The 24,241-nt window shown below is 64.3% G+C and carries 26 protein-coding genes; 7 read left to right on the top strand and 19 right to left on the bottom strand.

The genetic code is table 11. The features are described 5' to 3' along the window. Positions 1-314: 314 nt before the first annotated feature. Entirely contained in the window at positions 315-1,706 is a 1,392-nt protein-coding gene (locus tag VSX79_RS12210) for a cation:proton antiporter (protein ID WP_179497261.1), read from the top strand. 57 nt (positions 1,707-1,763) lie between these two features. Then, entirely contained in the window at positions 1,764-2,480 is a 717-nt protein-coding gene (locus tag VSX79_RS12205; RefSeq protein ID WP_326913476.1) for an extensin-like domain-containing protein, read from the top strand. Here the strand turns inward: VSX79_RS12205 and mddA are convergent. The 11 genes from mddA to VSX79_RS12150 all read right to left on the bottom strand — a co-directional run bounded on the left by mddA (position 2,477) and on the right by VSX79_RS12150 (position 12,304). Then, a complete protein-coding gene (gene mddA, locus VSX79_RS12200; protein ID WP_179495100.1) occupies positions 2,477-3,211 on the bottom strand; it encodes a methanethiol S-methyltransferase in 735 nt (244 codons plus the stop codon). The genes VSX79_RS12205 and mddA overlap by 4 nt on opposite strands. Before the next feature lie 58 nt (positions 3,212-3,269). Beyond that, the gene (locus tag VSX79_RS12195; RefSeq protein WP_326913475.1) at positions 3,270-3,626 is read right to left on the bottom strand and encodes a HesB/IscA family protein; all 357 of its coding nucleotides are present in this window, start codon (positions 3,624-3,626) and stop codon (positions 3,270-3,272) included. Beyond that, a complete protein-coding gene (locus VSX79_RS12190) occupies positions 3,626-4,096 on the bottom strand; it encodes an SUF system Fe-S cluster assembly protein (RefSeq protein WP_179495104.1) in 471 nt (156 codons plus the stop codon). The genes VSX79_RS12195 and VSX79_RS12190 overlap by 1 nt, the downstream gene beginning before the upstream one ends. After that, the gene (locus VSX79_RS12185) at positions 4,093-5,274 is read right to left on the bottom strand and encodes an aminotransferase class V-fold PLP-dependent enzyme (protein ID WP_326913474.1); all 1,182 of its coding nucleotides are present in this window, start codon (positions 5,272-5,274) and stop codon (positions 4,093-4,095) included. The genes VSX79_RS12190 and VSX79_RS12185 overlap by 4 nt, the downstream gene beginning before the upstream one ends. Further along, complete coding sequence (locus VSX79_RS12180) at positions 5,271-6,002, bottom strand: SufD family Fe-S cluster assembly protein (RefSeq protein WP_326913473.1); 732 nt, start codon at positions 6,000-6,002, stop codon at positions 5,271-5,273. The genes VSX79_RS12185 and VSX79_RS12180 overlap by 4 nt, the downstream gene beginning before the upstream one ends. Before the next feature lie 109 nt (positions 6,003-6,111). Next, the gene (gene sufC / locus VSX79_RS12175) at positions 6,112-6,855 is read right to left on the bottom strand and encodes a Fe-S cluster assembly ATPase SufC (RefSeq protein WP_326913472.1); all 744 of its coding nucleotides are present in this window, start codon (positions 6,853-6,855) and stop codon (positions 6,112-6,114) included. 3 nt (positions 6,856-6,858) lie between these two features. Next, positions 6,859-7,176 (bottom strand): hypothetical protein, encoded by a 318-nt coding sequence (locus VSX79_RS12170; protein WP_326913471.1) that lies wholly within the window; start codon positions 7,174-7,176, stop codon positions 6,859-6,861. Positions 7,177-7,253: 77 nt separating this feature from the next. After that, positions 7,254-8,741, bottom strand: a complete 1,488-nt coding sequence (gene sufB, locus VSX79_RS12165; protein ID WP_179495112.1) for a Fe-S cluster assembly protein SufB — start codon at positions 8,739-8,741, stop codon at positions 7,254-7,256. Beyond that, entirely contained in the window at positions 8,738-9,199 is a 462-nt protein-coding gene (locus VSX79_RS12160) for an SUF system Fe-S cluster assembly regulator (RefSeq protein WP_179495114.1), read from the bottom strand. Before VSX79_RS12160 ends, sufB begins: the two co-directional genes overlap by 4 nt. Before the next feature lie 291 nt (positions 9,200-9,490). Continuing rightward, positions 9,491-10,378 (bottom strand): helix-turn-helix domain-containing protein, encoded by an 888-nt coding sequence (locus tag VSX79_RS12155; RefSeq protein WP_326913470.1) that lies wholly within the window; start codon positions 10,376-10,378, stop codon positions 9,491-9,493. A gap of 99 nt (positions 10,379-10,477) precedes the next feature. After that, a complete protein-coding gene (locus VSX79_RS12150; RefSeq protein WP_407697218.1) occupies positions 10,478-12,304 on the bottom strand; it encodes a DUF885 domain-containing protein in 1,827 nt (608 codons plus the stop codon). Between the two features lie 82 nt (positions 12,305-12,386). Here VSX79_RS12150 and VSX79_RS12145 point away from each other — a divergent pair, with 82 nt between their 5' ends. Genes VSX79_RS12145 through VSX79_RS12135 form a run of 3 tightly spaced genes read left to right on the top strand, consistent with a single transcriptional unit; the run spans position 12,387 to position 17,069 of the window. After that, the gene (locus VSX79_RS12145) at positions 12,387-13,457 is read left to right on the top strand and encodes a quinone-dependent dihydroorotate dehydrogenase (RefSeq protein WP_179495116.1); all 1,071 of its coding nucleotides are present in this window, start codon (positions 12,387-12,389) and stop codon (positions 13,455-13,457) included. A gap of 41 nt (positions 13,458-13,498) precedes the next feature. Beyond that, positions 13,499-15,190, top strand: coding sequence for a gamma-glutamyltransferase (ggt, locus tag VSX79_RS12140; RefSeq protein WP_326913469.1), 1,692 nt, complete (start codon positions 13,499-13,501; stop codon positions 15,188-15,190). A gap of 49 nt (positions 15,191-15,239) precedes the next feature. After that, complete coding sequence (locus VSX79_RS12135; protein WP_326913468.1) at positions 15,240-17,069, top strand: AMP-dependent synthetase/ligase; 1,830 nt, start codon at positions 15,240-15,242, stop codon at positions 17,067-17,069. Between the two features lie 78 nt (positions 17,070-17,147). On the opposite strand, the gene VSX79_RS12130 is transcribed toward VSX79_RS12135, so the two are convergent. The 8 genes from VSX79_RS12130 to VSX79_RS12095 form a co-directional block, all read right to left on the bottom strand. After that, on the bottom strand, positions 17,148-17,594 hold the full coding sequence (locus VSX79_RS12130) for a hypothetical protein (RefSeq protein ID WP_179495119.1): 447 nt from the start codon (positions 17,592-17,594) through the stop codon (positions 17,148-17,150). A 67-nt stretch (positions 17,595-17,661) separates the two neighbouring features. Next, positions 17,662-18,390: a hydroxyacylglutathione hydrolase gene (gene gloB, locus VSX79_RS12125; RefSeq protein ID WP_179495120.1), complete on the bottom strand. Its 729-nt coding sequence runs from the start codon at positions 18,388-18,390 to the stop codon at positions 17,662-17,664. A 117-nt stretch (positions 18,391-18,507) separates the two neighbouring features. Beyond that, positions 18,508-18,945 carry a VOC family protein gene (locus VSX79_RS12120; RefSeq protein ID WP_179495121.1) on the bottom strand — a complete coding sequence of 146 codons (438 nt, stop codon included), beginning with the start codon at positions 18,943-18,945 and terminating at the stop codon, positions 18,508-18,510. Between the two features lie 9 nt (positions 18,946-18,954). Next, entirely contained in the window at positions 18,955-19,392 is a 438-nt protein-coding gene (locus VSX79_RS12115; protein ID WP_179495122.1) for an acyl-CoA thioesterase, read from the bottom strand. 12 nt (positions 19,393-19,404) lie between these two features. Next, on the bottom strand, positions 19,405-20,172 hold the full coding sequence (locus VSX79_RS12110; RefSeq protein WP_218844366.1) for an alpha/beta fold hydrolase: 768 nt from the start codon (positions 20,170-20,172) through the stop codon (positions 19,405-19,407). Beyond that, complete coding sequence (locus tag VSX79_RS12105; RefSeq protein WP_326913466.1) at positions 20,169-20,432, bottom strand: DUF6356 family protein; 264 nt, start codon at positions 20,430-20,432, stop codon at positions 20,169-20,171. Before VSX79_RS12105 ends, VSX79_RS12110 begins: the two co-directional genes overlap by 4 nt. An 82-nt stretch (positions 20,433-20,514) precedes the next feature. Continuing rightward, positions 20,515-20,892, bottom strand: a complete 378-nt coding sequence (locus tag VSX79_RS12100; RefSeq protein WP_179495124.1) for a VOC family protein — start codon at positions 20,890-20,892, stop codon at positions 20,515-20,517. Continuing rightward, a complete protein-coding gene (locus tag VSX79_RS12095) occupies positions 20,889-21,311 on the bottom strand; it encodes a MerC domain-containing protein (RefSeq protein WP_179495125.1) in 423 nt (140 codons plus the stop codon). Before VSX79_RS12095 ends, VSX79_RS12100 begins: the two co-directional genes overlap by 4 nt. Before the next feature lie 146 nt (positions 21,312-21,457). On the opposite strand from VSX79_RS12095, the gene thrS reads away from it, so the two are divergent. Both thrS and VSX79_RS12085 read left to right on the top strand, forming a co-directional pair. Further along, complete coding sequence (thrS, locus tag VSX79_RS12090) at positions 21,458-23,464, top strand: threonine--tRNA ligase (RefSeq protein WP_326913465.1); 2,007 nt, start codon at positions 21,458-21,460, stop codon at positions 23,462-23,464. Beyond that, on the top strand, positions 23,461-24,222 hold the full coding sequence (locus tag VSX79_RS12085; protein ID WP_179495127.1) for a TSUP family transporter: 762 nt from the start codon (positions 23,461-23,463) through the stop codon (positions 24,220-24,222). The genes thrS and VSX79_RS12085 overlap by 4 nt, the downstream gene beginning before the upstream one ends. Positions 24,223-24,241: the final 19 nt, after the last annotated feature.

Below are 24,241 nucleotides of genomic sequence, written 5' to 3'. Positions count from 1 at the left end.
CGCGGGTCTCCCCGTAGGGCGTTGAACGGAAACGGCGGATCGTTCGATGCTGACGGCTGCCGATGATGCGCGAGCGGATCGCGTCCGGTAAAAATCCCCTATGAGAGCGTTCACACAAGATTATATTGCTTGAATGGCCGGTGCCATGACGATGACGAGTCGATGGCGCGCGGGCCGAGTATCCTGCAATAATACCAATTGCAGACTTTTGTTGCTTTCACCATCCGATCGTGTCTCTGTGGCGCCGGATTGACTGATGATGGGGCCTGCGAGTCGGATTGAAGCGGCAGGGGAGGACGAAATTGGTATTGAATATGTTCGATGAGCTGATGCGGACAATCGGTGACGTCATGGGCGCACACGGTCCGGGGGCGAGCGTCACGGCCAGCTATACTCCGACCGATTTCAGCATCCATTTCTTCCTCCAGATCGCGGTGATCCTGCTCGTCTGCCGCGTCGTCGGCTGGATGGCGAACCGCTTCATGGGGCAACCGCAGGTCGTGGGCGAGATGATCGCCGGCGTGGTGCTTGGTCCCTCGCTCTTCGGCCTCTTCTTCCCCGAATTTCAGGCGGCGCTGTTCCCCAAGGAAACGCGCAATATCCTTTATGTCGGCGCGCAATTCGGTGTCGGCCTTTACATGTTCCTCGTCGGCACCACGCTGCGTCTCGACCATTTCCGGTCGAAGGCGAAAAGTGCGGTCGGCGTGTCGGCCGCGGGGATCGCCGCCCCCTTTCTGCTGGCGGCGCTGATCACGCCCTGGCTGCTCGACATCCCCGGCCTGTTTGCCGACGGGCTGGGGCAGGGCAGCGCGACGCTGTTCATGGGGGCGTGCATCGCGCTGACCGCTTTCCCGATGCTCGCGCGCATCATCAACGAGCGCGGCCTTGCGAATACCTCGCTCGGCACCCTGTCCCTCACGGCTGGCGCGTTCGACGACGCGGTGTCGTGGTGCGTGCTCGCGATCGTGCTGGCGACGTTTGGTGGCGGGCCGGGTATCGCGCTCCTCGCGATCGTCGGGGGCGTCGGCTTCGCGCTCTTCATGTTCTTTATCGGCCGCAAGCTGCTGATCCCGCTCGGCCGTGCGGTCGAGGCAAAGGGCGAACTCACGCACAGCCTGCTCGCCGTCGTGCTGATGCTCTATGCGATGGCGGCCTTCTTCATGGATGCGGTCGGGATCCATGCGGTGTTCGGCGGCTTCCTGCTTGGGGCGTGCATGCCGCGCGGGCTGCTGACCGAGGAGATCAGGAAAAAGGTGGAGCCGATGACGGTCGTCTTCCTGCTCCCGATGTTCTTCACCTATTCGGGGCTCAACACGCAGCTCGCCACGGTGAACAGCCTTTCGATCCTTGCCGTGGCGTTGGGTATCTTGCTCGTCTCGATCGCGGCAAAGTTCGGCGCGTGCTGGCTCGCCGCGCGGCTGGCGGGCGAGGATAACCGCACCGCGATGGGCATCGGCGCGCTGATGAACGCGCGCGGACTGATGGAATTGATCATCATCAATATCGGCCTGCAAAAGGGAATCATCGGACCGACGCTGTTCGCGATCATGGTGCTGATGGCGATCGTCACCACCGTGATGGCGGGACCGCTGTTCGAGCTCGTCTATGGCCGCAAGGCGCGCGCCGAAGGGCGTCTTGGTGCGCTCGAAAGCGAAGAGGCTCCCACCGGACCGCGTCGCGATCACGAGACCACGCAACTCGCCTGACGGATGGGGCGTCGATGGTGGCTTGTGCGGAGTGACGACGCGCTTCACTAAGGCGCCGTGCAGAGTATCCGTCCCTATCTGATCTGGTTTGCCATCGCGATCCTCGCGACCATCGGCGCCATTCTTGGTATGCAATGGGTCCGCGACCATCCCGAGCATATCCCCGGCACCCGCTTCGAGCTTGCGCATCCGCAGGGGTGGGCGACCCACAGCAAGCTGGTCGCGCTCGCAAATGACGACATCGCCTGCTTTGCCGCCTTCGACCGCGCCGAGGCGGGTTATCTGCGCCGGCCGCCCGTTGGCAACGGGATATGCCGCGCCAGTCAGCGCATGATCCTGACCGGCGACCGTTTCGTGCCGACAATGCGACCCGCGAACGCTGCGCCCGGCTGCGCGGTGACCGCCGCGATGGCGCTATGGAACCGCGACGTCGTCCAGCCGCTCGCGCGAAAATATTTCGGGCAAAGGGTCGCCGAGCTTGAAAATCTCGGCAGCTACAATTGCCGCAAGATCGCCGGCGAGCAGGGGCAGAGCCAGCATTCGACCGCCAACGCGATCGATATCTCGGCCTTCATCCTGGCGGACGGAACGCGCATCGCACTGATCAACGACTGGAAGCCCGGCGACAAGCGCAGCGAATTCCTCCATGCCGTGCGTGACGAGACGTGCGGCCTGTTCAGCACCGTCCTGTCGCCCGATCACAATGAAGCGCACGCCAACCATTTCCATTTCGACATGGCGGCGCGAACGGCGGGCTGGACGGTCTGCCGCTAGCGGTCGCCGACGTGCGGAATGAGCATTCCGACGCGCCGACGATAGCTGACATAGGCCTCGCCGAAGACGTCGATCAGGTCGCGTTCCTCGAGCCGGATCGCGATCAGCATATACGCCGAAAGGCCGGCCGCGAGCAGCAGGTGTCCGGCGGTCATGGCGGGTGTCGCCCAGAAGGCGATGAAGAATCCGGCGTAGAGCGGGTGGCGAACGAAGCGGTAGAAGAAGGGCTGGCGCAGCACCGGCGGTGCGGCTGCTTTTTCGCGCAGCGCGAACCATGCCTGCTGCAGGCCGAACAGCTCGAAATGATTGATCAGGAAGGTGCTGGTCAAAACGATCAGCCAGCCGAGCCCGAAGAGCGCCCACAGGATCGCGGCGCCGACCGGGTCGGTCACCGTCCACACCGCCGCAGTCAGTTCGTGCCAGAACAGCATGAGGACGATCAGCGCGGCGCTGGCAAGCAGCACATAGGTACTGCGCTCGACCGGCGCGGGGACGATGCGCGTCCACGCCGCCTTGAACCCCGGCCGCGCCATTACGCTATGCTGGACGCCGAACAGCGCGATCAGCGCGAGGTCGATCGCGATCGCGACAGCGGGCTCGGCTTCGCGCGCAAAATCGACTTTTGGCCCGGCGAACGGAAAATTGCCGAAGAAGGCGATAAGATACAGGAATGTCGCGAAGAATATCGCATAGCATAGGCCAGCGTAGGCCAGGTAGAAGGCACGAAACATGGCGTTGCCCCTTCTTTTGAAGGAGCATCATAGCATGTTTTTCGCGAAAAAGCGTGTTTTAGACGGTGAAGCTCTCGCCGCAACCGCACGCGCCCTTGGCGTTCGGATTCTCGAACACGAAGCCCGCGGCGAAATCATCCTCGACCCAGTCCATCGTGCTGCCGATCAGGTAGAGCACCGACGCGCCGTCGATGTAGAAAATGCCGCCGGGGGTCTCGATCTTCTCGTCGAACTTCACCTCTTCAGTGACATAATCGACCGAATAGGCGAGCCCCGAACAGCCGCGGCGCGGCGTCGACAGCTTGACCCCGATCGCGCCCTCGGGCGCCGCCACCATCAATTTCGCGATGCGTTCCTCGGCGTTCGGCGTCAGCGCGACGGCGGCCGGGCGGGTACGGATTTTGGTTTCGGTCATCAGAGCATTCCCAGTTCGAGCCGCGCTTCGTCGCTCATATTCTGCGGGCTCCACGGCGGATCCCAGACGAGGTTGACCTCGGCATCGCCGACGCCCGGCACCGCGCCGACGCGCAGTTCGACTTCGGCGGGCATCGACTCGGCGACCGGGCAATGCGGCGTGGTCAGCGTCATCGTGACAAGCACATGGCCCTCGTCGATCTCGACATTGTAGATCAGGCCGAGGTCGTAGATGTTCACCGGGATCTCGGGGTCGAAAATCTCCTTGAGCGCATCGATCACCGCTTCGTAGAGGTCGCCGCCGACCGCACTCGGTTCGACCGCCGCGGGCTTGGCCGCCAGGAAGCCTTCCAGATAGTCGCGCTTGCGCTCCAGTTTCTCGGGCGCGGTTTCGACGTCCTCGACGCGCGCCTTGGGCGGCGCCTCGACGCTTTCGACTTCCTCGACTCTGATCGTGCTGTCTTCGCTCATCCGAAAATCCTCTCGACGCGACCGAGCCCTTCGATCAGGGCCGCCACATCGTCTTCACTGCTATACACGCCAAAACTCGCTCGCGCAGTCGCGGGCACCCCGAGATGCTCCATCAGCGGCTGTGCGCAATGGTGCCCGGCGCGGATCGCGACCCCGCTTTCGTCCAAGATAGTGCCGATGTCGTGCGGATGAACCCCCGTCATCGAAAAGCTGACAATTCCAGCACTGTTTTCAGGTCCATAGAGCGTGATGCTGTTCTTGCGCGCCAGCGCCTCGCGCAAGCTGCCGACGAGCGCGCATTCGTGCGCGTGGACCCTATCGATGCCCAATGCCTCGACATAATCGACCGCCGCCGCGAGCCCGACCGCCTCGACGATCGCGGGCGTGCCCGCCTCGAAGCGCGTGGGGGCGGGGGCATAGGTCGTCTTGGCAAAGGTTACGCGATCGATCATCGACCCGCCCCCCTGCCACGGCGGTAACGTATCGAGCTTGTCGCTCCACAGCACGCCGATCCCGGTCGGACCGTAGAGCTTGTGCCCCGAGAAAACATAATAGTCGCAGCCGAGCGCCGCGACATCGACGGGCAGTCTCGGCACGGCCTGGCAGCCGTCGATCAGCAGTTCGGCTCCGACGCGGTGTGCCAGATCGGCGGCGCGCGCGACGTCGAGCGGGCTGCCGAGCACGTTCGAGACATGCGCGAAGGCGACCATGGTGTGTTCGGGGGTGAGCAGCTTTTCGGCGGCGTCGAGGTCGATGCAGCCGTCTTCGGTCAGCGGGCACACGTCGACCTGCCAGCCGGCAAGCTGCCACGGCACGATATTGCTGTGATGCTCGAGCACCGACAGCAGCACGCGGCCCTTCTTCGGGTGCGAATAGGCGACCAGGTTGATCGCTTCGGTCGCACCGCGCACGAACGCGATCTCATTCTCGCGCGCGCCGATAAACGCCGCGATCCGCCGCCGCGCCGCTTCATAGGCGAGCGTCATGTCGGCCGAGCGTGCATAGACGCCGCGGTGGACGGTCGCATAGTCGCGTCCCATTGCGTTCACGGTTGCGTCAATGACGGCCTGCGGTTTCTGCGCGGTCGCCGCGGTATCGAGATAGTGCCAGCCGGGCGTCAGGCCGGGAAAATCCGCGCGAACATCGGGGAAGGTGCGGAGTGCGGTCGTGGTACTCACACCAATTCCCCCAGCTTCGCCAGCGCCAGCTCCTGCAACCGCGCTTCATCCTCGGCGCCGTCGAACACGCCGGCGACGAACGCCTGCAACATCAGTTTCTTCGCCTCGCCCGGCGGCAGCCCGCGTGACTGGAGATAATAGAGCCCCATCGGATCGAGCTCGCCGATCGCGCAGCCATGCGCGCATTTCACATCGTCGGCGAAGATTTCGAGTTCGGGCTTGGCGTTGGCGGTCGCGCTGCGGTCGAGCAGCATCGCCTTCACATCCTGCTCGCTGTCGGTCTGCTGCGCATCGCGCGCGACGGCGACCTTGCCGAGATAGGTGCCGGTCGCCGTGCCGCCGAGCACCGACCGCACAACCTGCCGCGACATTGCGCCCGGTTCGGCATGGGTGACGGTGGTGACGATCTCGAGATTCTGCTCGCCGCCGCCGATCTGCGCCGCGCCGAGATGGAAGTCGGCGCCTTCGTGCAGCCTCACGGCGAGTTCGATGCGGCCATAGGCGCCGCCGATATTGAGCACATGCAGCGATGCGGTCGCACCCTTGCCGATGCTCATTTCGATCTGATGGATCGCGCCTTCGTCCTGCACGATTGCGCGCTTGAAGTCGCCGCCCGCGGGCACGATGATGCTCTCGGGCGCGGGCAGCGGCCACGCCGCGGCCACCGCGTCGATGTCGCTATAGCGCCAGGCTTCGTCGCGACGCGTGGGGAGGGCGGTTGTCGTCACGCCGCAGCCTCCCACGCTTCGTCACCCCGGACTTGATCCGGGGTCCACGCGGTCATGGATGCCGGATCAAGTCCGGCACGACGAAGAAAGGGAAGGCGTGTGGGAATGTTCACGCCGCGATCTCCGCATAGCCTTCGCGTTCGAGTTCGAGCGCCAGCTCGGGCCCGCCCGACTTGACGATACGCCCGCCCGCGAGGACGTGGACGAAATCGGGCTGCACATAATCGAGCAGGCGCTGATAGTGCGTGATCAGCAACACCGCCTTGTCGGGGCGCCGCATGATCGAATTGATCCCGTCGCCGACGGTACGCAGCGCGTCGATGTCGAGCCCGCTGTCGGTCTCGTCGAGAATCGCGAGCTTGGGATCGATGATCCCCATCTGCACCATCTCGTTGCGCTTCTTCTCGCCGCCCGAAAAGCCGACGTTCACGGGGCGCTTGAGCATGTCCATGTCCATCTTGAGCAGCCCCGCCTTCTCGCGCGCCAGCTTCAGAAAATCGCCGCCCGACAGCGGCTCCAACCCACGCGCCTTGCGCTGTGCGTTGAGCGCTTCGCGCAGGAACTGGACGTTCGACACGCCGGGGATCTCGACCGGATACTGGAAGCCGAGGAACAGGCCCGCCGCGGCGCGGTCGTGCGGCTCCATGTCGAGCAAATCCTGCCCGTCGAAATCGACCGATCCCTCGGTGACTTCATAACCGGGCCGCCCGCCGAGCACATAAGACAACGTCGACTTGCCCGCGCCATTGGGCCCCATGATCGCATGAATCTCGCCCGCATTGATGCTGAGCGACAGGCCCTTCAGGATCGGCTTGTCAGCGACGGTGGCGTGAAGGTTTTCAATTTTGAGCATATTCTAACCGTTCAAATCGATTTGGACGTCCCAAAGGGACTGAAAATATTCGTCGACATAGGAAGCCGCTCGCAACTCGGCATCGGCTTTGGGCGATCCGGAAGCAGTCTCATCGGCCACAAATGATTCTGTAAACTTCGTTATGACATCGGCATGTTTCCGCCGAAGTTCATTCGTGATTGCGGAAATTTCTTCGCGAGTAATCGCCTCATAGTCGAGTGCGCGCTGGTCAACATCGACGTAGATTGCTTCTTTGAAAGCATCTTCAAATTCGCGTGTGTGGTCAGAATAGGTTGCGGACTCGATGTTGATTTCAGTCATCGGCGCATTTCTCTCTTCTGTGACTGAACTCGGGGCGCATGCTGTAAGCGCAAGAGGTACCGCTATCGCTAAGAGCTTCACCCGACGCTCCCCTCAAGGCTGATCCCCAGCAACTTCTGCGCCTCGACCGCAAACTCCATCGGCAGCTGCTGCAGCACTTCCTTGGCAAAGCCGTTGACGATCAGCGCCACCGCTTCTTCCTGCCCCAGCCCGCGCTGCATCGCGTAGAAGAGCTGGTCTTCGCTGATCTTGCTCGTCGTCGCTTCATGCTCGACGGTCGCGGTCGGGTTGCGGACCTCGATATACGGTACGGTATGCGCGCCGCTGAGCGAGCCCAGAAGCAGGCTGTCGCACTGGGTGAAATTCCGCACCCCCTCGGCATTCGGCGCCACCCGCACAATCCCGCGATAGGTGTTGTTCGACTTGCCCGCGCTGATCCCCTTGGAAACGATGGTCGAGCGCGTGCGCTTGCCATTGTGGATCATCTTGGTGCCGGTGTCGGCCTGCTGGTAATTGTTCGTCACCGCGACCGAGTAAAATTCGCCGACGCTGTCGTCGCCGTTCAGCACGCAGCTCGGATATTTCCAGGTGATCGCGGAACCGGTCTCGACCTGCGTCCACGACACCTTGCTGCGCTTGCCCTGACACAGCGCGCGCTTGGTCACGAAATTATAGATGCCGCCCAGCCCCTCGGCATTACCGGGGTACCAGTTCTGCACGGTGCTATATTTGATCTCGGCATCGTCGAGCGTCACCAGTTCGACCACCGCGGCGTGGAGCTGGTTCTCGTCGCGCATCGGCGCGGTGCAGCCTTCGAGGTAGGAGACATAGGCGCCCTTGTCGGCGATGATCAAAGTGCGTTCGAACTGCCCCGTATTCTCGGCATTGATGCGGAAATAAGTGCTGAGCTCCATCGGGCAGCGCACGCCCTCGGGCACATAAACGAAGGTGCCGTCCGAAAAGACCGCGCAATTGAGCGCCGCGAAATAATTGTCGTGCATCGGCACGACCTTGCCGAGCCACTTCTTCACCAGCTCGGGATGTTCGCGGATCGCTTCGGAAATCGAGAGGAAGATCACCCCCGCGCGCTTCAATTCCTCGCGGAAGGTCGTCGCGACGCTGACGCTGTCGAACACCGCATCGACCGCAACCTTGCGCGCGCCCTCGACGCCCGCGAGCACCTTCTGCTCCTCGATCGGGATGCCGAGCTTTTTGTAAACCTCAAGGATTTCGGGATCGACCTCGTCGAGGCTGCCGAGCTTGGGCTTGGGCTTCGGCGCCGCGTAATAATAGGCGTCCTGATAATCGATCGGCGGCACGTTGAGCTTCGCCCAATCGGGCGTTTCCATCGTCTGCCAATGGCGAAAAGCCTTCAACCGCCAGTCGAGCATCCATTCGGGCTCGTTCTTCTTCGCCGAAATGAATCGGACCGTATCTTCGGTCAGCCCCTTGGGCGCGAAGTCGGTCTCGATGGTCGAGGACCAGCCATGCTCATAATCGGCGACCTTCGCCGCGGCATCGTGCGCGGCCTGGTCTTTTACGGGGAGGTCTGTGTTGTCGGTCATAATCTGATCTCGTCGCCGGCCAATACCGGGATCGGCGGAGGGGAGGGGAGTTTCGGTGCGACGCTCAAGGTCGCGAGGCTGATCTCTTGCAACGCCCCGCGCACCGCGCCGTTCACGACGCCCCAATGCGGCTGTACCTTGCAGCTGCCCTCGAGCGAGCAATCGTGTCGCCCTTCGGCCACACAGGACGTCAGGGCGATCGGTCCTTCGACCGCTTCGATGATGTCGGCGACACTGATCGCCGCCGCGGGCCGCGCGAGCCGCACCCCGCCGCCGCTGCCGCGCGACGCGACGAGCAGGCCGGCGCGCGCGAGCTGGCTTACCAGCTTCTGTGCGGTTGGCCCCGGAATGCCCGTTTGTTCGGCCAGCATGCCCGCATGAATCGGTACCGACCCGCATTGGCGGGCGGCGGCGCTCATCAGCACCACGGCATAATCGGCAAGGTTCGACAGGCGCATGTTCTTTTCCGTCGCAATTGCGAACGATTCTTAACTGGACTAAATTACTCCACTTACATAGGCGGTCGGTCCATGCGGCGCAAGGTCGGAGCCTTCGCATAGCTTTGCGGTGAAAAAAAAAGGCACCCATCCGGCCGAAGCCAAATGAGTGCCAAGATGAAGGTCTCAAGTCCTCGAAAGAGGATGAGCTCTTCTGGGTCGCAGGGAGGGATTATGCTCCCGCGCCGATTCGCGATTGGATGAAAACGCCAAAACGACGGGACAGATAATTTTCGAAGGTTAACGGCCGTCTCAGGTTTCCGAAACGAGCGGGCTGACTTTGCCCGCAAGCTGCTTGCGGCCCTTTGTAGTCGCCTCTGTATAGCTCGTCGGCTTGCCGAGCTGGCCGGGGGTCGCGCCCGCAAAGCGCTTGATCTCGCGGATCAGGTGCGACTGATCGTAGAAGGCATCGCCGAGCTGCGCCGCGTCGAGACCTTCGCCGCGTGCGAGCGCCGACGCCGCGCGCACCGCGCGATATTTGCGCGCGAGCATCCGCGGCGACAGGCCGTAATAGCGCTTGGTCATCCGCTCGACCGAACGGATCGACATGCCGGTCGCCTCGACGAGTTCGGGGACCTGCGGCGACGGCGATTCGGTCAGCCAGCCGTCGACGGTGCGGATGAACCACATCGGTGCGGGCTCATTCTGTTTGAGGACTTCGCGCGCGAAGTTATTGCCGATGATCAGCTTTTCCTCGACGCTTGCGGCTTTTTCCAGCGCGGTCGCGACCTCCTCGATCCACGTACCGAACAGGTCGGCGGCGTCCATCGCGCGGTCGGTCAGCTTCTCGGCATCGTCGCCCATCAGCGCCGCCCAGCCTGAGGGCAGCATGCCGAATCCGAACATCTGGGTCGGGCAGTTGCTGATCGCGCGGACGCGGCCGCTGGTCGGCCCGACGATATTGGCCTTGCACACCGCGGAACGGTGGCTATCGGCGAAGACATATTCGCCGTCGGCGGCGGTCACGAAACGGAATTGCGGTCGATCGGCGCGCTCATATTCGTCGAAACGCGGCATGTTGATGCGCGCAAAATAGAAACTCGACACCATGTCCGCCAGATCGGGATCGGGCGGAAAATAATGTAGTTCGAACGGCGCGCTGCCGTCCACGCCCAACGGCGAGGTGGAAGTTTGCGACATCAGACCGAGACCCCGACAGCCTTTCCCCGGCTGCCTTCTTATCTGGGGTAAATCATTTGCGTTTCATCCCCGCGCGTCAAGCGCCAATCGTCAATTTGCTTAACCCTTCTGAGCGGCGATCCAGTTATCGACCCGCCTTTCGAGGATGTCGAGCGGAACCGGACCCGATTCGAGCACGACGTCGTGGAAGGCACGAAAATCGAATTTTTCGCCGAGGGCAGCCTGCGCGCGGCCGCGCAATTCCATGATCTTGAGCTTGCCGATCAGATAGGCGGTCGCCTGTCCCGGATAGACGATATAGCGTTCGATCGCTTTTTCGATGTCGCCGTCGGGATTGGGGGTGTTGTCCTTCAGATACTGGATCGCCTGCTCGCGGCTCCAGCGCTTGTCGTGGATGCCCGTGTCGACGACGAGCCGGCACGCGCGCCACAATTCCATACCGAGACGACCGAAATCGCTGTAGGGATCGGTGTAGAATCCCATGTCCTTGGCGAGTTCCTCGGTATAAAGGCCCCAACCCTCGGTGTAGGCGGTGAAACCGCCGAAGCGGCGGAAGGGCGGCAGGCCGGTCAGTTCGGTCTGCACCGCGCGCTGGAGGTGATGGCCCGGGATGCCCTCATGATAGGCGAGCGCCTCGAGCTCGGTCTTCGACATGTCGCGAAGGTCATAGAGGTTCACATAATAGGTTCCCGGTCGCGACCCGTCGGGCGAGGGCGACTGATAGAAAGCCTTACCTGCCGACCTTTCGCGGAACGCCTCGACCGCCTTCACCTGCAGGTGCGCCTTGGGCAGCGTATTGAAGAAGGCGGGCAGGCGCGCCTCCATCGCCTTCACCTTGGCATCGACGTCGGCGAGATAGGCTTCGCGCGTCGTGTAGAAATATTGCGGGCTGGTGCGCAGGTGCACGAAAAATTGCTGTAGCGTGCCCTCGAAGCCGACCTTCGCCATGATCGTCTTCATCTCGCCATGAATGCGCGCAACTTCGGCGAGGCCGAGATCGTGGATTTGCGCCGCTGTCATGTCGGTGGTCGTGTAATTGGCGAGCAGCGCATCATAATAGGCCTTGCCGTCGGGCAGCCGCCAGACGCCGTCCGCGGTCGGCGCGCCGGGTTGCTGGCGTTTCATTTCGGCAAGCAGGCGGGTGTAAGCGGGGCCGGCGCTCGTCGACCACGCCGATTTGGCGGCACCGACCAGCCGGGCCTTTTCGGCGGCCGCGATGTCGAGCTTTTCGACCTTGGCGGTGATATCCTCGATCAGCGCGTTGCCCGGCTTCAGCAGATTCTCGATGTCCGAGATGACATAGGCATAGACCCATTTGGGGGGCTGGATGCCTAGCTTCGCGCGTTCGGCCGACTGCATGGTCAGCGCGTCGATCACCGGGCCGATGCCGCGGATGCGTTCGACATAGGCTTCGGCCTCGCCGACGTTCGATACGCGGTGGATGTTGATCAGGAACGCCGGCAACTGGCTTTGCGCGCCGCGCATCTGGTTGAACAGATAATTATGGTGGCGATAGGCGAACAGGCTCTCCTCGCGCGCGGCCTGCGCGTTGAACAGCTCGAACGACAGCGCATCGTCGGACGACAGGCTGGCTGGGTCGTAGCTGCCACGCATCGCGGCGGCGGTCGCCTGCTGCAGCTTGTGCCGCGCGACCTCTGCCTCGTCGCTCACCTCGTCCCATTTGCCGTAATCGCCGTCGCGGATTCCGCGATACGCCTTGGTCTCTGGCGAAAGCGACAGCTGCGCCTCGTCATATTTCTGGAAAAAGTCGGCGAGCGGGGCGCCGGCGGGCGTTCCGGGAGGGGGCGGCGCGGCAGGCGCCGAGGCGGTCGCCGGCGCCTGATCGATCGCGGCGGGGGCGCAGCCCGCCACGGCGAGCAGCAGCAGGCCGGTGGACATATTGGCGGCAAGGCGAAGGTGCGACACGATTTTCTCCCGGTTTTTTCAAGCATTCATGCTGGCCCGAGGGGGGCTTGCCATAGCGCCCCGCTCGGCGCAATGGCGGGCCATGTCGCTCTTCGCCTCGCTTACCGACGCCGCCTATGCGCTCGTCCGCCCGATCGTCCACGCCACCGACGGCGAAGCCGCGCACAATCTGACGCTTGGCGCGCTCCAGCCATTGCCGCGCGCGCGGCACGCGCTGACGAGCGCGGTGCTCGCGACCCAATTCGCGGGGCTCCGGTTTCCCAACCCCGTCGGCCTCGCGCCCGGCTTCGACAAGGACGCCCGCGTCGCGCATGCGATGCCGCATTTCGGGTTCGGCTTTGTCGAGGTCGGCACGCTGACCCCGCTGCAGCAGGACGGCAACCCGCGCCCGCGGCTGTTCCGGCTGGTCGAGGACCGGGCGGTGATCAACCGCATGGGGTTCAACAATGGCGGGCAGGCGGCGGCAGCCGAGCGAATCCGCTGCCTGCGCCGCCACGGCCTGCCGGTGCCGCTCGGCATCAACATCGGCGCGAACAAGGACAGCGCCGACCGCATCGCGGACTATGCGAAGGGCGCGGCGGCGATGGCGCCGCTCGCCGACTATCTGACGGTCAATATCTCGTCGCCGAATACGCCGGGCCTCCGGGCGCTCCAGGACAAGGGCGCGCTCGAGGCGCTGCTCGACGGCGTCGCGGCCGCGCAGCCGCCGGGAGCGGCAAAGCCCGTGTTCCTGAAGGTGGCGCCCGATCTCGAACCCGCGGACATCGACGACATCGTCGCCGTCGCCTTCGACAAGGGGCTGGCCGCGGTCATCGTCTCGAACACCACGATCGAACGCCCTGTGCTCGCCTCGCGCCATGCGGGGGAAGCCGGCGGCCTGTCGGGCGCTCCGCTTGCCGGGCTGGCGCTTCGGCGCGTCAAGGATTTCCACGCTGCGAGCGGGGGCAAGCTGCCGCTCGTCGCCGCGGGAGGGATTGCATCGGCGGACGACGCGTGGGGGCGCATTCGCGCCGGCGCCGGGCTGGTCCAGATCTATTCGGCGATGGTCTATGAAGGCCCGGGTCTCGCGGCGCGGATCGCGCATGGCCTTGAAAAGCTCGCCGCGCGCGACGGTTTCGCGCGTGTAGCCGACGCGGTGGGCACCGCACACTGACGGGGTTGCGTTGGCCCGAGGGCCACGCCAATGTCGCGGCCATGTTGAAAAGATTCCTCCCGCTTGCCGCGCTCGTCACCTTCATCCTCCCGTCGCTCGCCGCCGCGCAGGGCGTAACCTCGTCGGCCGACCCGCGCGCGACCGAGGCGGGGCGCGAAATTTTGCACCAAGGCGGCACCGCAGCCGACGCTGCCGTCGCCATGGTCGCGGTGCTGACGCTGGTCGAACCGCAGTCGAGCGGCATCGGCGGCGGCGGCTTCATGTTGCACCACAATGCACAGGACGGCAGCATCTCGACGATCGACGGTCGCGAAATGGCGCCGGCGGCGGCAAAGCCCGGACGCTTTCTCGGTCCCGACGGGACGCCGCGGGGCTATATGGACGTCATTCCCGGCGGGCTGTCGGTGGGAGTCCCCGGCAATATGCGCCTGATGGAAATGGCGCACAGGAAATGGGGCAAGCTCGAATGGAAGGCGCTGTTCCAGCCCGCGATCAAGCTTGCCGAGGAGGGCTTTCTCGTCACCCCCGCGCTGAACAATTGGCTCGTCCAGTTCGAGCCGATGTGGAAGGATTTTCCCGACGCGCGCGCAATCTATTATGTCGACGGCAAGCCCGCGCCGGTCGGTACGCGGCTCAAGAACCCCGCCTATGCCGCGATCCTGCGCGACATTGCGGCGCGCGGCCCCGAGGCCTTTTACTCGGGCGCCAATGCAAAGGCGATCGCCGATGCGGTGGCAAAGGCCCCGCGCAACGCGACGCAGCTTACGGCGAAGGATCTCGCCGCCTATACGGCGAAGGAACGTCCCGCCGTCTGCACCAGCTATCGCGTCTACAAGGTCTGCGGCATGGGACCGCCCTCGTCGGGCGCGACCACCGTTTTCGGCATCCTCGGTCTGGTCGAGGGTTGGGACATGAAGGCGATGGGCAAGGACAATCCGATGAGCTGGCATCTGCTCGCCGAAGCGATGCAGCTCAGCTATGCCGATCGTGCCGCCTATCTCGGCGATGCCGATTTCGTCGACGTTCCGGTTAAGGGCTTGCTCGACAAGGCGTATCTTGACCAGCGCCGCCAGCTCATCTCGCCTTACGGCGCCGCGGGCCGCTACGAGCCCGGAACCCCGCCGGGCGCGAAGCCGCGCGCCGCTGCGCCGGCGATTCCCGAACAGGGCACGACGCATTTCGTCACCGTCGATGCCGCTGGCAATGTCGTATCGATGACCTCGACCGTCGAAAGCATTTTCGGTAGCCAGCTCATCGCCAACGGCTATTTTCTCAACAACGAACTCACCGATTTCGACCTTGCGCCGATGAAGGACGGTGTGCCGACGGCGAACCGCGTGGAGGCTGGCAAACGCCCGCTCTCTTCGATGTCTCCGACGATCGTTTACGGTCCCGACGGCAAGCTCGTGCTTGCGGTCGGATCGGCGGGCGGCAAGCGCATCATCATGCACGTCACCAAGGTGCTAATCGGCGTGCTCGACTGGGGACTTGATGCGAAGTCGGCGATGGAACTGCCCAATCTCTTCTTCGGAAAGGATGGCGTGCTGATCGAAAACGATGCAGCAGGGCAGGCGATCGCCGCGAAGATGAAACCGTTCGGTTACAGCTTCACCGCCACCGGACTCGGCTCCAAACTCAACGCGGTCGAACGCACCGCGGCGGGCTATCGGGGCGCCGCAGATCCGCGCGGCCCCGGCAGCTCGTCGATCGACGGCGCGCCGGCACAGAATTAATCCAACGAAAACAGAACAGAAGCAATGAATCTCCCTGGAGAGAGGCAGAATGAAGCTTGAAAACCCCCATCTCGACCATTTTCCGAGTCTGGTCGCGATGTTCTTCGACCGCGCGGGGCGCGGCGGCGAAGATCCCTTCCTGTGGCGCAAGGCCGACCGCGCGTGGCAGCCGCTGAGCTGGCGGCAGGTCGCGAACCAGGTCGCCGCGCTCGCACACAATCTGCGCGAACTCGGCCTCAAGGAGGGCGACCGCGTGGTGCTGGTCAGCGAGAACCGGCCCGAATGGTGCATCGCCGACCTCGGCATCATGGCCGCCGGCTGCATCACGGTACCGACCTACACGACCAACACCGAACGCGATCACCAGCATATCCTCGACAACAGCGGAGCAAAAGCGGTGATCGTCTCGACCGCGAAGCTCGCGCGGACGCTGATGCCGGCGGTGATGCGTTCCGAGGCGCATATCGTCATCACGATGGAAGGCCTGCGTGTCGGCCAGCAGGGCGAGGTCACGGTCCACGACTGGGCGCCACTTGTAGAGGGCGGCGAGACCTGGATCGAGGAGACCAAGGCGCGCGGGCTCGGCGTCAAGCGCGAGGATACCGCCTGCCTCATCTACACCAGCGGCACCGGCGGCGCGCCGCGCGGGGTGATGCAGCATCACGGCGCGATCCTCCATAATGCGGCGGGCGCGGCGGAGGTGCTCGTCAACGATTTCGGTATCGGCGACGAAGAGGTTTTCCTCTCCTTCCTGCCGCTGAGCCACGCCTATGAACATTCGGGCGGCCAGTTCCTGCCGATCATGGTCGGCGCGCAAATCTATTACAGCGAGGGGCTCGAGAAGCTCGTCTCGAACATCGAGGAGACGCGTCCGACGATCATGGTCGTCGTGCCGCGCCTGTTCGAGGTGATCCGCGCGCGGATGATCAAATCGGTCGAGAAACAGGGCAAGCTCGCCAACTGGATGCTGAACCAGGCGCTGCGCGTCGGCGAAAAGGATTATGAGCGCCGCATGGGCGTGCTCGACCGTCCGGTCGACCTCATCCTCGACAAATTATTCCGTCCCAAGATCCAAAAGCGCTTTGGCGGCCGGATGAAGGCGCTGGTGTCGGGCGGCGCGCCGCTCAATCCCGAAATCGGCGTCTTCTTCCACTCGATCGGGCTGACGCTCTTGCAGGGCTATGGCCAGACCGAGGCGGGGCCGGTGATCAGCTGCAACCGCCCCAGCGTGGGGATCAAGATGGACACCGTGGGCCCGCCGCTGATGAACACCGAAGTCCGGATCGCCGACGACGGCGAGATCTGCGTTCGCGGCGAACTCGTCATGAAGGGCTATTGGCGCAACCACGCCGAGACCGAGCGCGTGCTCATCCCCGATCCGGCCGACCCCGAAGCGGGGCCGTGGCTCCACACCGGCGACATCGGGCATATCGACGGGCAAGGCCGTATCGTCATCACCGACCGCAAGAAGGATCTGATCGTCAACGACAAGGGCGACAATGTCTCGCCGCAGCGGGTGGAGGGCATGTTGACGCTCCAGCCCGAAATCCTGCAGGCGATGGTTTACGGCGACAAGCGCCCGCATCTGGTCGGCATTCTCGTCCCCGATCCCGAATGGGCGGCCGAATGGGCCGAGGTCGAGGGGCTGCCCAAGGATATGAAGTTGCTGCGCGAGCATGAGAAGTTCCGCGCCGCGCTGCGCGCCGCGATCGACCGCGTCAACGGCCAGCTCTCGGTGATCGAAAAGGTGCGCAAGTTCGATTTCGCCGACGAAGCGTTCACGATCGAGAATGAACAGATGACGCCTTCGATGAAGATCCGGCGCCACATTTTGAAGCAGGTTTATGCGGACAAGATAGCGGCGCTCTATAGGGCGTGATCTTGGCAGGTGCAGGCGGGGGTGCGACCCGAAGAGCTCGGCGCAAACCGGACCCCGCCTGCGGCTGAACGCAAGGGCTCAGCCTTTGTCCCCCTCCGGTTTGCGATAGGGGACGAATTCGCCGAAAACGCAGGTCGGGCCGCGAATGCCGCTCGACCGGTCGACCAGATGAAAGAAATCGCCTTCACAGGTCGACGACCCGAACTGGCGCACCACCATGATGTCGCTGTCGCGCGCGAGGCCGGGGCAGCTGCTTTTCAGGTCGTTGCGATACACGAGATTGCCGCCCGAACGATAGAGCAGGATGCTGTCGGACACGCGGATCGTCTCGTTGGTGCGATAGCTCGGCAGGCATTTCATCGGTTCGCCCGGAACCTTGCCGGCAAGCTGCTTGTCAAGCCGCTCGGCCTGTTTGGGCGTAAGCGCCGCCGTGCCGGCTTCGGCGGAGCCAGCGGGCGCGCAACTGGCGACCAGCGGCACGGCCGCGGTCAACAGCGCGGCAGCCATCAGGTTCAGCTTCGCCATGAAAATGCTCCTTGTGATCGGCCACTATGGCCGTTGCAGATGAATAGGCGCTGAAGCGGCGACGGCATCAGGCGGCATCCTTGAGCGCGCGAATACGGCCAAGCTCGCCCGCGTTCGGCGCGCGGAAAAAGGGGTTGGTCGCGCGTTCGGCGCCTATGCTCGTCGGGACGGTGGGCTCGCCCACCGCCCGCGCGGCTTCGACCGCGGCAAGCCGCGCCGCCAGCGCCTCATTGTCCGGCTCGACCGTTACCGCGAAGCGCGCGTTCGACAGCGTATATTCGTGCGCGCAGTAGACTCGGGTGGCATCGTCGAGCGTGCCGAGCTTCTGCATGTTGGCGAACATCTGTTCGGCGGTGCCTTCGAACAATCGCCCGCAACCCATCGCAAACATCGTGTCGCCGACGAAGATCGCGGTCTCTTCGGCGAAGTGATAGGCGATATGTCCCGCGGTGTGCGCGGGCACGTCCCAGACGTCGGCGACATGCTCGCCCAGCCGCACCTGGTCGCCGCCCTTCACCTGCACATCGAGCGTCGGGATACGCGCATATTCCGCCGCGGGGCCGGTAATCGTGCAGCCGGTCGCCTCCTTGATCGCGGCGTTGCCGCCAGTGTGATCGGGGTGCCAGTGGGTGTTCCAGATATCGGTGATCGTCCAGCCGCGCTCCGCCGCCGCAGAAAGGACGGGCTCGGCGACGGCAGGATCGACGACCATCGTGGCCTTGCTGGCGGGATCATGGACCAGCCAGACATAATTGTCGCTAAGGACGGGAATACGGACGATATCCAGCGCAGCCACCTTGTCTCCTTTCCAGCTCTCGCATCCACAAGACGGAGCGGATGCCAGCGGACCTTGGTGTGCCACTCTGCCACAGCCCCCGCGGAAAGTCTCGCTTTCGCGCGGGGCGCTGCGCTTTTACCAGCTGCCGGTGTTCGGCATCGAAGCCCAGGGTTCCTGCGGGGGCAGATGGCCTTCCTGCAACAGCTCGACCGAAATGCCGTCGGGCGAGCGCACGAACGCCATATGACCGTCGCGCGGCGGGCGGTTGATCGTCACTCCCGCGTCCATCAGTCGCTGGCACGTCGCGTAAATATCGTCGACGCGGTAGGCGAGATGCCCGAAATTGCGTCCGCCCGTATATTCCTCGGCCGGCGAGCCGTCGGCGGGGGGCCAATTGTATGTCAGCTCGACTTCGGCGACATTGCCTTGGCCGGGGGCGGCGAGGAAGATCAGCGTATAGCGACCCTTCTCGTCGTCGAAACGGCGCGTTTCCTCCAGCCCGATCAGCTTGAAGAAGCGGGTGGTAGCGTCGGGATCCGACACGCGGATCATCGTATGAAGATATTTGGTCATGTCGCCATATTAGGCGCGAAGGGGCCGCTCTTCAAACGCTTCGAACAGGAATAGGAATTCGTCCGGCACCGGCGCGGGCGCGCCCTGCGCTTCGGCGACATGGACGTTGATCAGCTGCCCGCTCGCACGCAGGTCGTCTTTCCCCGCGCCGTGCAGTTCGAACAGGAAGGTCATCGAGCTTTTGCCGACGCGCGAGGCGCGCACGCAGATGTCGATCTCTTCGTCGAGCAGGATCGGAACCTTGTAATCGACCTCGGCGCGCGCGACGTGGAATTCGGGGCTGCTGTGGCCGGGCCAGCGATCATAAACGCCGGCAGCGCGCCAATATTCGGTGATCCCGATGTCGAAATATTCGAGGTAGCGGCTGTTGAACACGACGCGCTGCGCGTCGATCTCGGCATAGCGGACGCGCTTGGTGACGTGGAACCGGAAATCGCTGCGGGCCATGGAAGTCCTCTTCTAGATTTGCGTGGCGAGCCGCGCGACCGTGTCGATCAGCAGCGCGATGTCGCCATCGCGCGACAAACGGTGATCGCCGCCCTTGACCAGCGCCACCTGCACATCCGTGCTCGCGAGCGCCGCCGACAGGCGCAGGCTGATGTCGGGCGGCACGTCGCCGTCTTCCTGCCCGTGGAGCAGGCGGACGGGGCAGGTGAGGGGAATTTCGGTGTCGAGAAGGCGGTTGGCCTCGCCCGACTGCCAAAAACTGCGCGTCGTCACATAGGGTTGGTCGCTGTAGGGCGTTTCCTCGGCCAGCGCGCCTTCGGCCTGGATGATCGCTTTTTCGGCGTCGGTGAAGCCCCAGTCGGTGAAATCGGGCGCCGCCGCGATTCCGACGAGGCCCGCCACCCGGCCCGGCCCGTCGCGCTGCATCAGCGCCAGCGCGGTAAGCAGCATCAGCCAGCCCCCCATCGACGATCCGACGAGGACGATCGGCCCATCGGCCTTCGCGTCGATCAGGTCGAGCACGTCGCCGCGCCAGTCGAGCAAGGTCTGATCGGCGAACAGCCCATCCGACAGCCCGCATCCGGCATAATCGAGCAGCAGGCAGGCGTGGCCCTCGCTTGCCGCCCAGTCGAACAATGCGGTCGCCTTGCCGCCCGCCATATCGGACATATAGCCGGGCAGGAAAACGATCGTCGGCCCAGCGCCCGGCGTACGGCGATAGGCGAGCCGCGGGCGGCCGGGGCGGTCGAGATAGTCGGGAGCGCCGTCCACCGCGATCAGATGACCCAGTCGATCGTGCTCATCTGCATCACCGCCTGCCCCTTGGCGCGCCGCTTTTCGACCATGATGTGATTAAGCCGCTGGATCGTGTCGCTGCCCGTGGTGATACACCAGCCCGGAACGACCGCATGTACGAGCGCGCACAGGCCGCCCCAGATCATCGTCACGCCGAATTTCGACGCGACACCGAAATGCTCGATGTAATTTTCATCGACGCTCTCCGGATGGTCGACGAACAGGCGCTTGAACGACTTGAGCATGAGGGGACGGCTCCTTTCCGGCTGCCGCCGCCCTAGCGGGAGAGGGGCAGGGGGGCAAGCTGATCGAGTTCACGCCTGTGTCTCAAGTGACCAGCGCGCTCGGCCAGCCAATGCGGACCAGCGTCTCGTCTGGGTCCGACAGCGCGAATTCGTAAATGCCCCACGGCTTGTGCGTCGGCGCTTTCTCGGGCCCGAGAATCGCATCGCGCATGTGCTCGGCCAGTTCGTCGACGCGGTTGGTATAGAGATAGAGGCCGAACGGGTTATGGTCGCGCTCGGGCCACGTCGGTCGGGATTCATTGGTCAGGTGAAGCCGCCAGCCCTTGCCATCTTCGAGCAGGCGGTAACTGCCATAGTCGCTGACGACCGACAGGCCGAGCTTTTCGTAAAAGGCGGTGCTCGCATCAAGATCGCTGCAAGGCAGGATCGCGGCGATATGGTGGGCGGGTGTATCGGTCATCGCCGCAGTCTATGCCCGCCGCCGCTGTGACGCCAGCGCCAGTTGACAAGATGCGCGGCGGCGAGTGTCAGCGCGCCAGCGGAGGTCAGAAGGCGGTCGGCGGCCTCGGGATCGGCGGCCGCGATCCATCCCTCATGCGCCGACAGGCCGAGCGCGAGCAGACCCAGCCCCGTTGCGGCGAGGATCGCGGGCGACAAGCGCCGATGCCGCTGCCACCCGTCGCGCATCGCGATCCCCGCCGCGGGCAGCGCCAGCAGCAGAATCGCCGCATGGACGCCTTCGGGCAGCGCGATCCAGCGGCTGAGCGCGGGGGCGATGAGGATGGCGAGCGGCAATGCGAGGCAATGGATCAGGCAGGTCAACGACAGGAATATCCCCGTCAGGTCGGCAAGGCGCGGGCGCTCGGCGGGGAGGCACATGAAGATTCTTTCGCGGGAGGGGCTCGTGATGCCAGATAATGATACATTGTATCATTTCAAGTCCTGTTGTGAATCCGCCCCTTGCCGCCCATATCGCATGCTGGCAAAGGGGCGCGGCAATTTTGCCCTGAAAGGCTGTATTTTCGATGTCCGAGATGATCCGTGTCACCCTTCCCGATGGCTCTGCCCGTGAAGTCGTGCGCGGCACTACCGCGGCCGAAATCGCGGCCGACATCGGACCCGGCCTCGCCAAGGCCGCGCTCGCGGCAAAGATCGACGGCGAGCTTCGCGACATCATGCGCCCGCTGGAGGAAGACACCAACCTGGCGCTGGTGACGAGCCGCGACGAGACCGACGCGCTCGAACTCTTCCGCCACGACTATGCGCACGTCCTCGCCGAGGCGGTGCAGAACCTGTTCCCCGGTACGCAGATCACCTTCGGCCCCTCGACGGGCGACGGCTTTTATTATGACTTTGCGCCGACCGCCGAACATGGCCCGTTCCGCGACGACGAGTTGCCGCTGATCGAGGAGGAGATGCGCAAGATCATCGCCGCCGACCTGCCGCTGACGCGCGAAGTGTGGGAGCGCGACAAGCTGATCGCCAAATGGCAGGCCGATGGCGAGACCTTCAAGGCCGAATGGGCCGCCGAATTGCCTGAAGGCGAGGAACTCACCGTCTATCGCAGCGGTGAAGGCTGGATGGACATGTGCCGCGGCCCGCACCTCGCCTCGACGGGCAAGCTCGACCCCGCTGCGTTCAAGCTGACGCGCGTCTCGGGCGCCTATTGGCGCGGCGATCAGAAGAATGCGCAGCTCAGCCGCATCTATGGCACCGGCTGGCTCAACAAGAAGCAGCTCGCCGAACATCTCGTCCGGCTCGAAGAAGCCGCGAAACGTGACCATCGCAAGATTGGCCGCGAGATGGACCTGTTTCACCTGCAGGAAGAGGCGCATGGCAGCGTCTTCTGGCACCCCAAGGGCTATCGCATCTACCGCGAGCTTGAAGCCTATATGCGCCGCGCGATCGACGGCTCGGGCTATCAGGAGGTCAAGACCCCGCAGGTGATGGACGCCAAACAGTGGGAACAGTCGGGCCATTGGGGCAAATATCGCGAAAATATGTTCGTCATCCCCGACGAGGTGCCGAACATCGAAGACGAAGGCCCGCTGGTGTCGGACGACGCCGAGTGGATGGCGCTCAAGCCGATGAACTGCCCCGCGCACGTCCTGATCTTCCGCCAGGGCATGAAGTCGTACCGCGACCTGCCGCTGCGCATGGCCGAAATGGGCTGCTGCCACCGCAACGAGCCGCACGGCGCGCTGCACGGCATCATGCGCGTGCGCCAGTTCACGCAGGACGACGGCCATATCTTCTGCCGCGAGGACCAGATCGTCGAGGAAGTGCGCAGCTTCTGCGAACTGCTCGACCGCGTCTACAAACAGCTCGGGTTCGAGAAATATGCGGTGAAGCTCGCGCTGCGCCCTGACATGCGCTTCGGCACCGAAGAGATGTGGGACAAGGCCGAGGCCGAGCTGCGCGAGGCCGTCGAACGCGCGGGCATGGCGAATGACGATTATGGCTGGGAAGAACTGCCGGGCGAGGGTGCCTTTTATGCTCCCAAGCTCGAATTCCACCTGACCGACGCGATCGGGCGGACGTGGCAGTGCGGGACGATCCAGTCCGACCGCGTAATGCCCGAACGCCTCGATGCGAGCTACATCGGCGAAGATGGCGAACGCCACCGCCCGGTGATGCTCCACCGCGCGATTCTCGGCACCTACGAACGCTTCATCGGCATTTTGATCGAGCATTTCGCCGGCCGCTTCCCAACCTGGCTCGCGCCGGTGCAGGCGGTGGTTGCGACGATCGTCAGCGACGCCGACGCTTATGCGAAGGATGCGGTGGCACAGCTCGCCGCGGCGGGTATTCGCGCCGAAATCGACGTTCGCAACGAAAAGATCAACTACAAGGTCCGCGAACACAGCCTCGCGAAGGTTCCGTACCTACTCGTGGTTGGCAATCGCGAGGCAGAGGAAGGTACGGTCGCGATCCGCACCCTCGGGCAGGACGGCCAGCGCATCATGCCGCTCGCCGAAGCGATCGCGATGCTGAAGGGTGAGGCGACCCCGCCGGATCTCCGCGCCGGGTGACGAGCCTTTCTCAGCTGGTCAGCATCGCACCGCTGACGCTCGCCGGCGCGGCGGCGATGACGTTTGGCGCGGCCTATGTGCGCGGGCTGACGGGCTTCGGCATGGCGATCATCCTCGTGCCTTTGCTCGGGCTGATCATCGCGCCGGGCGAGGCGGTGGTGCTCGGCATCCTGCTGCAATTGCTGATCGGTCCGGTGGGTTTGAAAGTCATCATGGCCGATGCCGACCGTAGCACCGCGATCCCGATCGCGCTGCTCGCGATGCTCGCAACGCCCGTCGGCATGTTCGCGCTCGACGCGACGACGCCCGATGTCGCGCGGCTGCTGATCACGCTGATCGCGGTCGGCGCCTTTGTTGCCGTCCTGCTGCCGAAACAGCCCGAGGGGCACCGGCCGGGGCGTATCGCGATCGCGGGGACGGGGATCGCCTCGGGCATCCTCACCGGCTTCGCCGCGATGCCGGGGCCGCCCGTCGTGCCATTCTACCTTCGCCGTCATCTTGAGCCGAAAGTCGCGCGCGCCTCGATGATGCTGATCTTCTTCGCGACCGCTATCGCGGGCACGCTCGCCGCGCTCTGGGTCGGCATCGCGACCTGGCGGCTCTTCATCTTGGCACTGGTCCTCTTCCTGCCGATGTGGCTCGGCAACCGGATCGGCGGGCGCCATTTCGGCAGCGTGCCGCCGCATGTCTGGCAGGCGATGGTCGCGGTCGTGCTCGGCGTCGCTGCGGTTTCGGCGGTGGTGCGGATTCTGAACTGACCTGCCCCTCCCGTTCGCA

The organism is Sphingopyxis chilensis (assembly GCF_035930445.1).
Taxonomy (GTDB): domain Bacteria; phylum Pseudomonadota; class Alphaproteobacteria; order Sphingomonadales; family Sphingomonadaceae; genus Sphingopyxis; species Sphingopyxis chilensis.
This window is presented reverse-complemented; position numbering and strand designations above follow the sequence as displayed.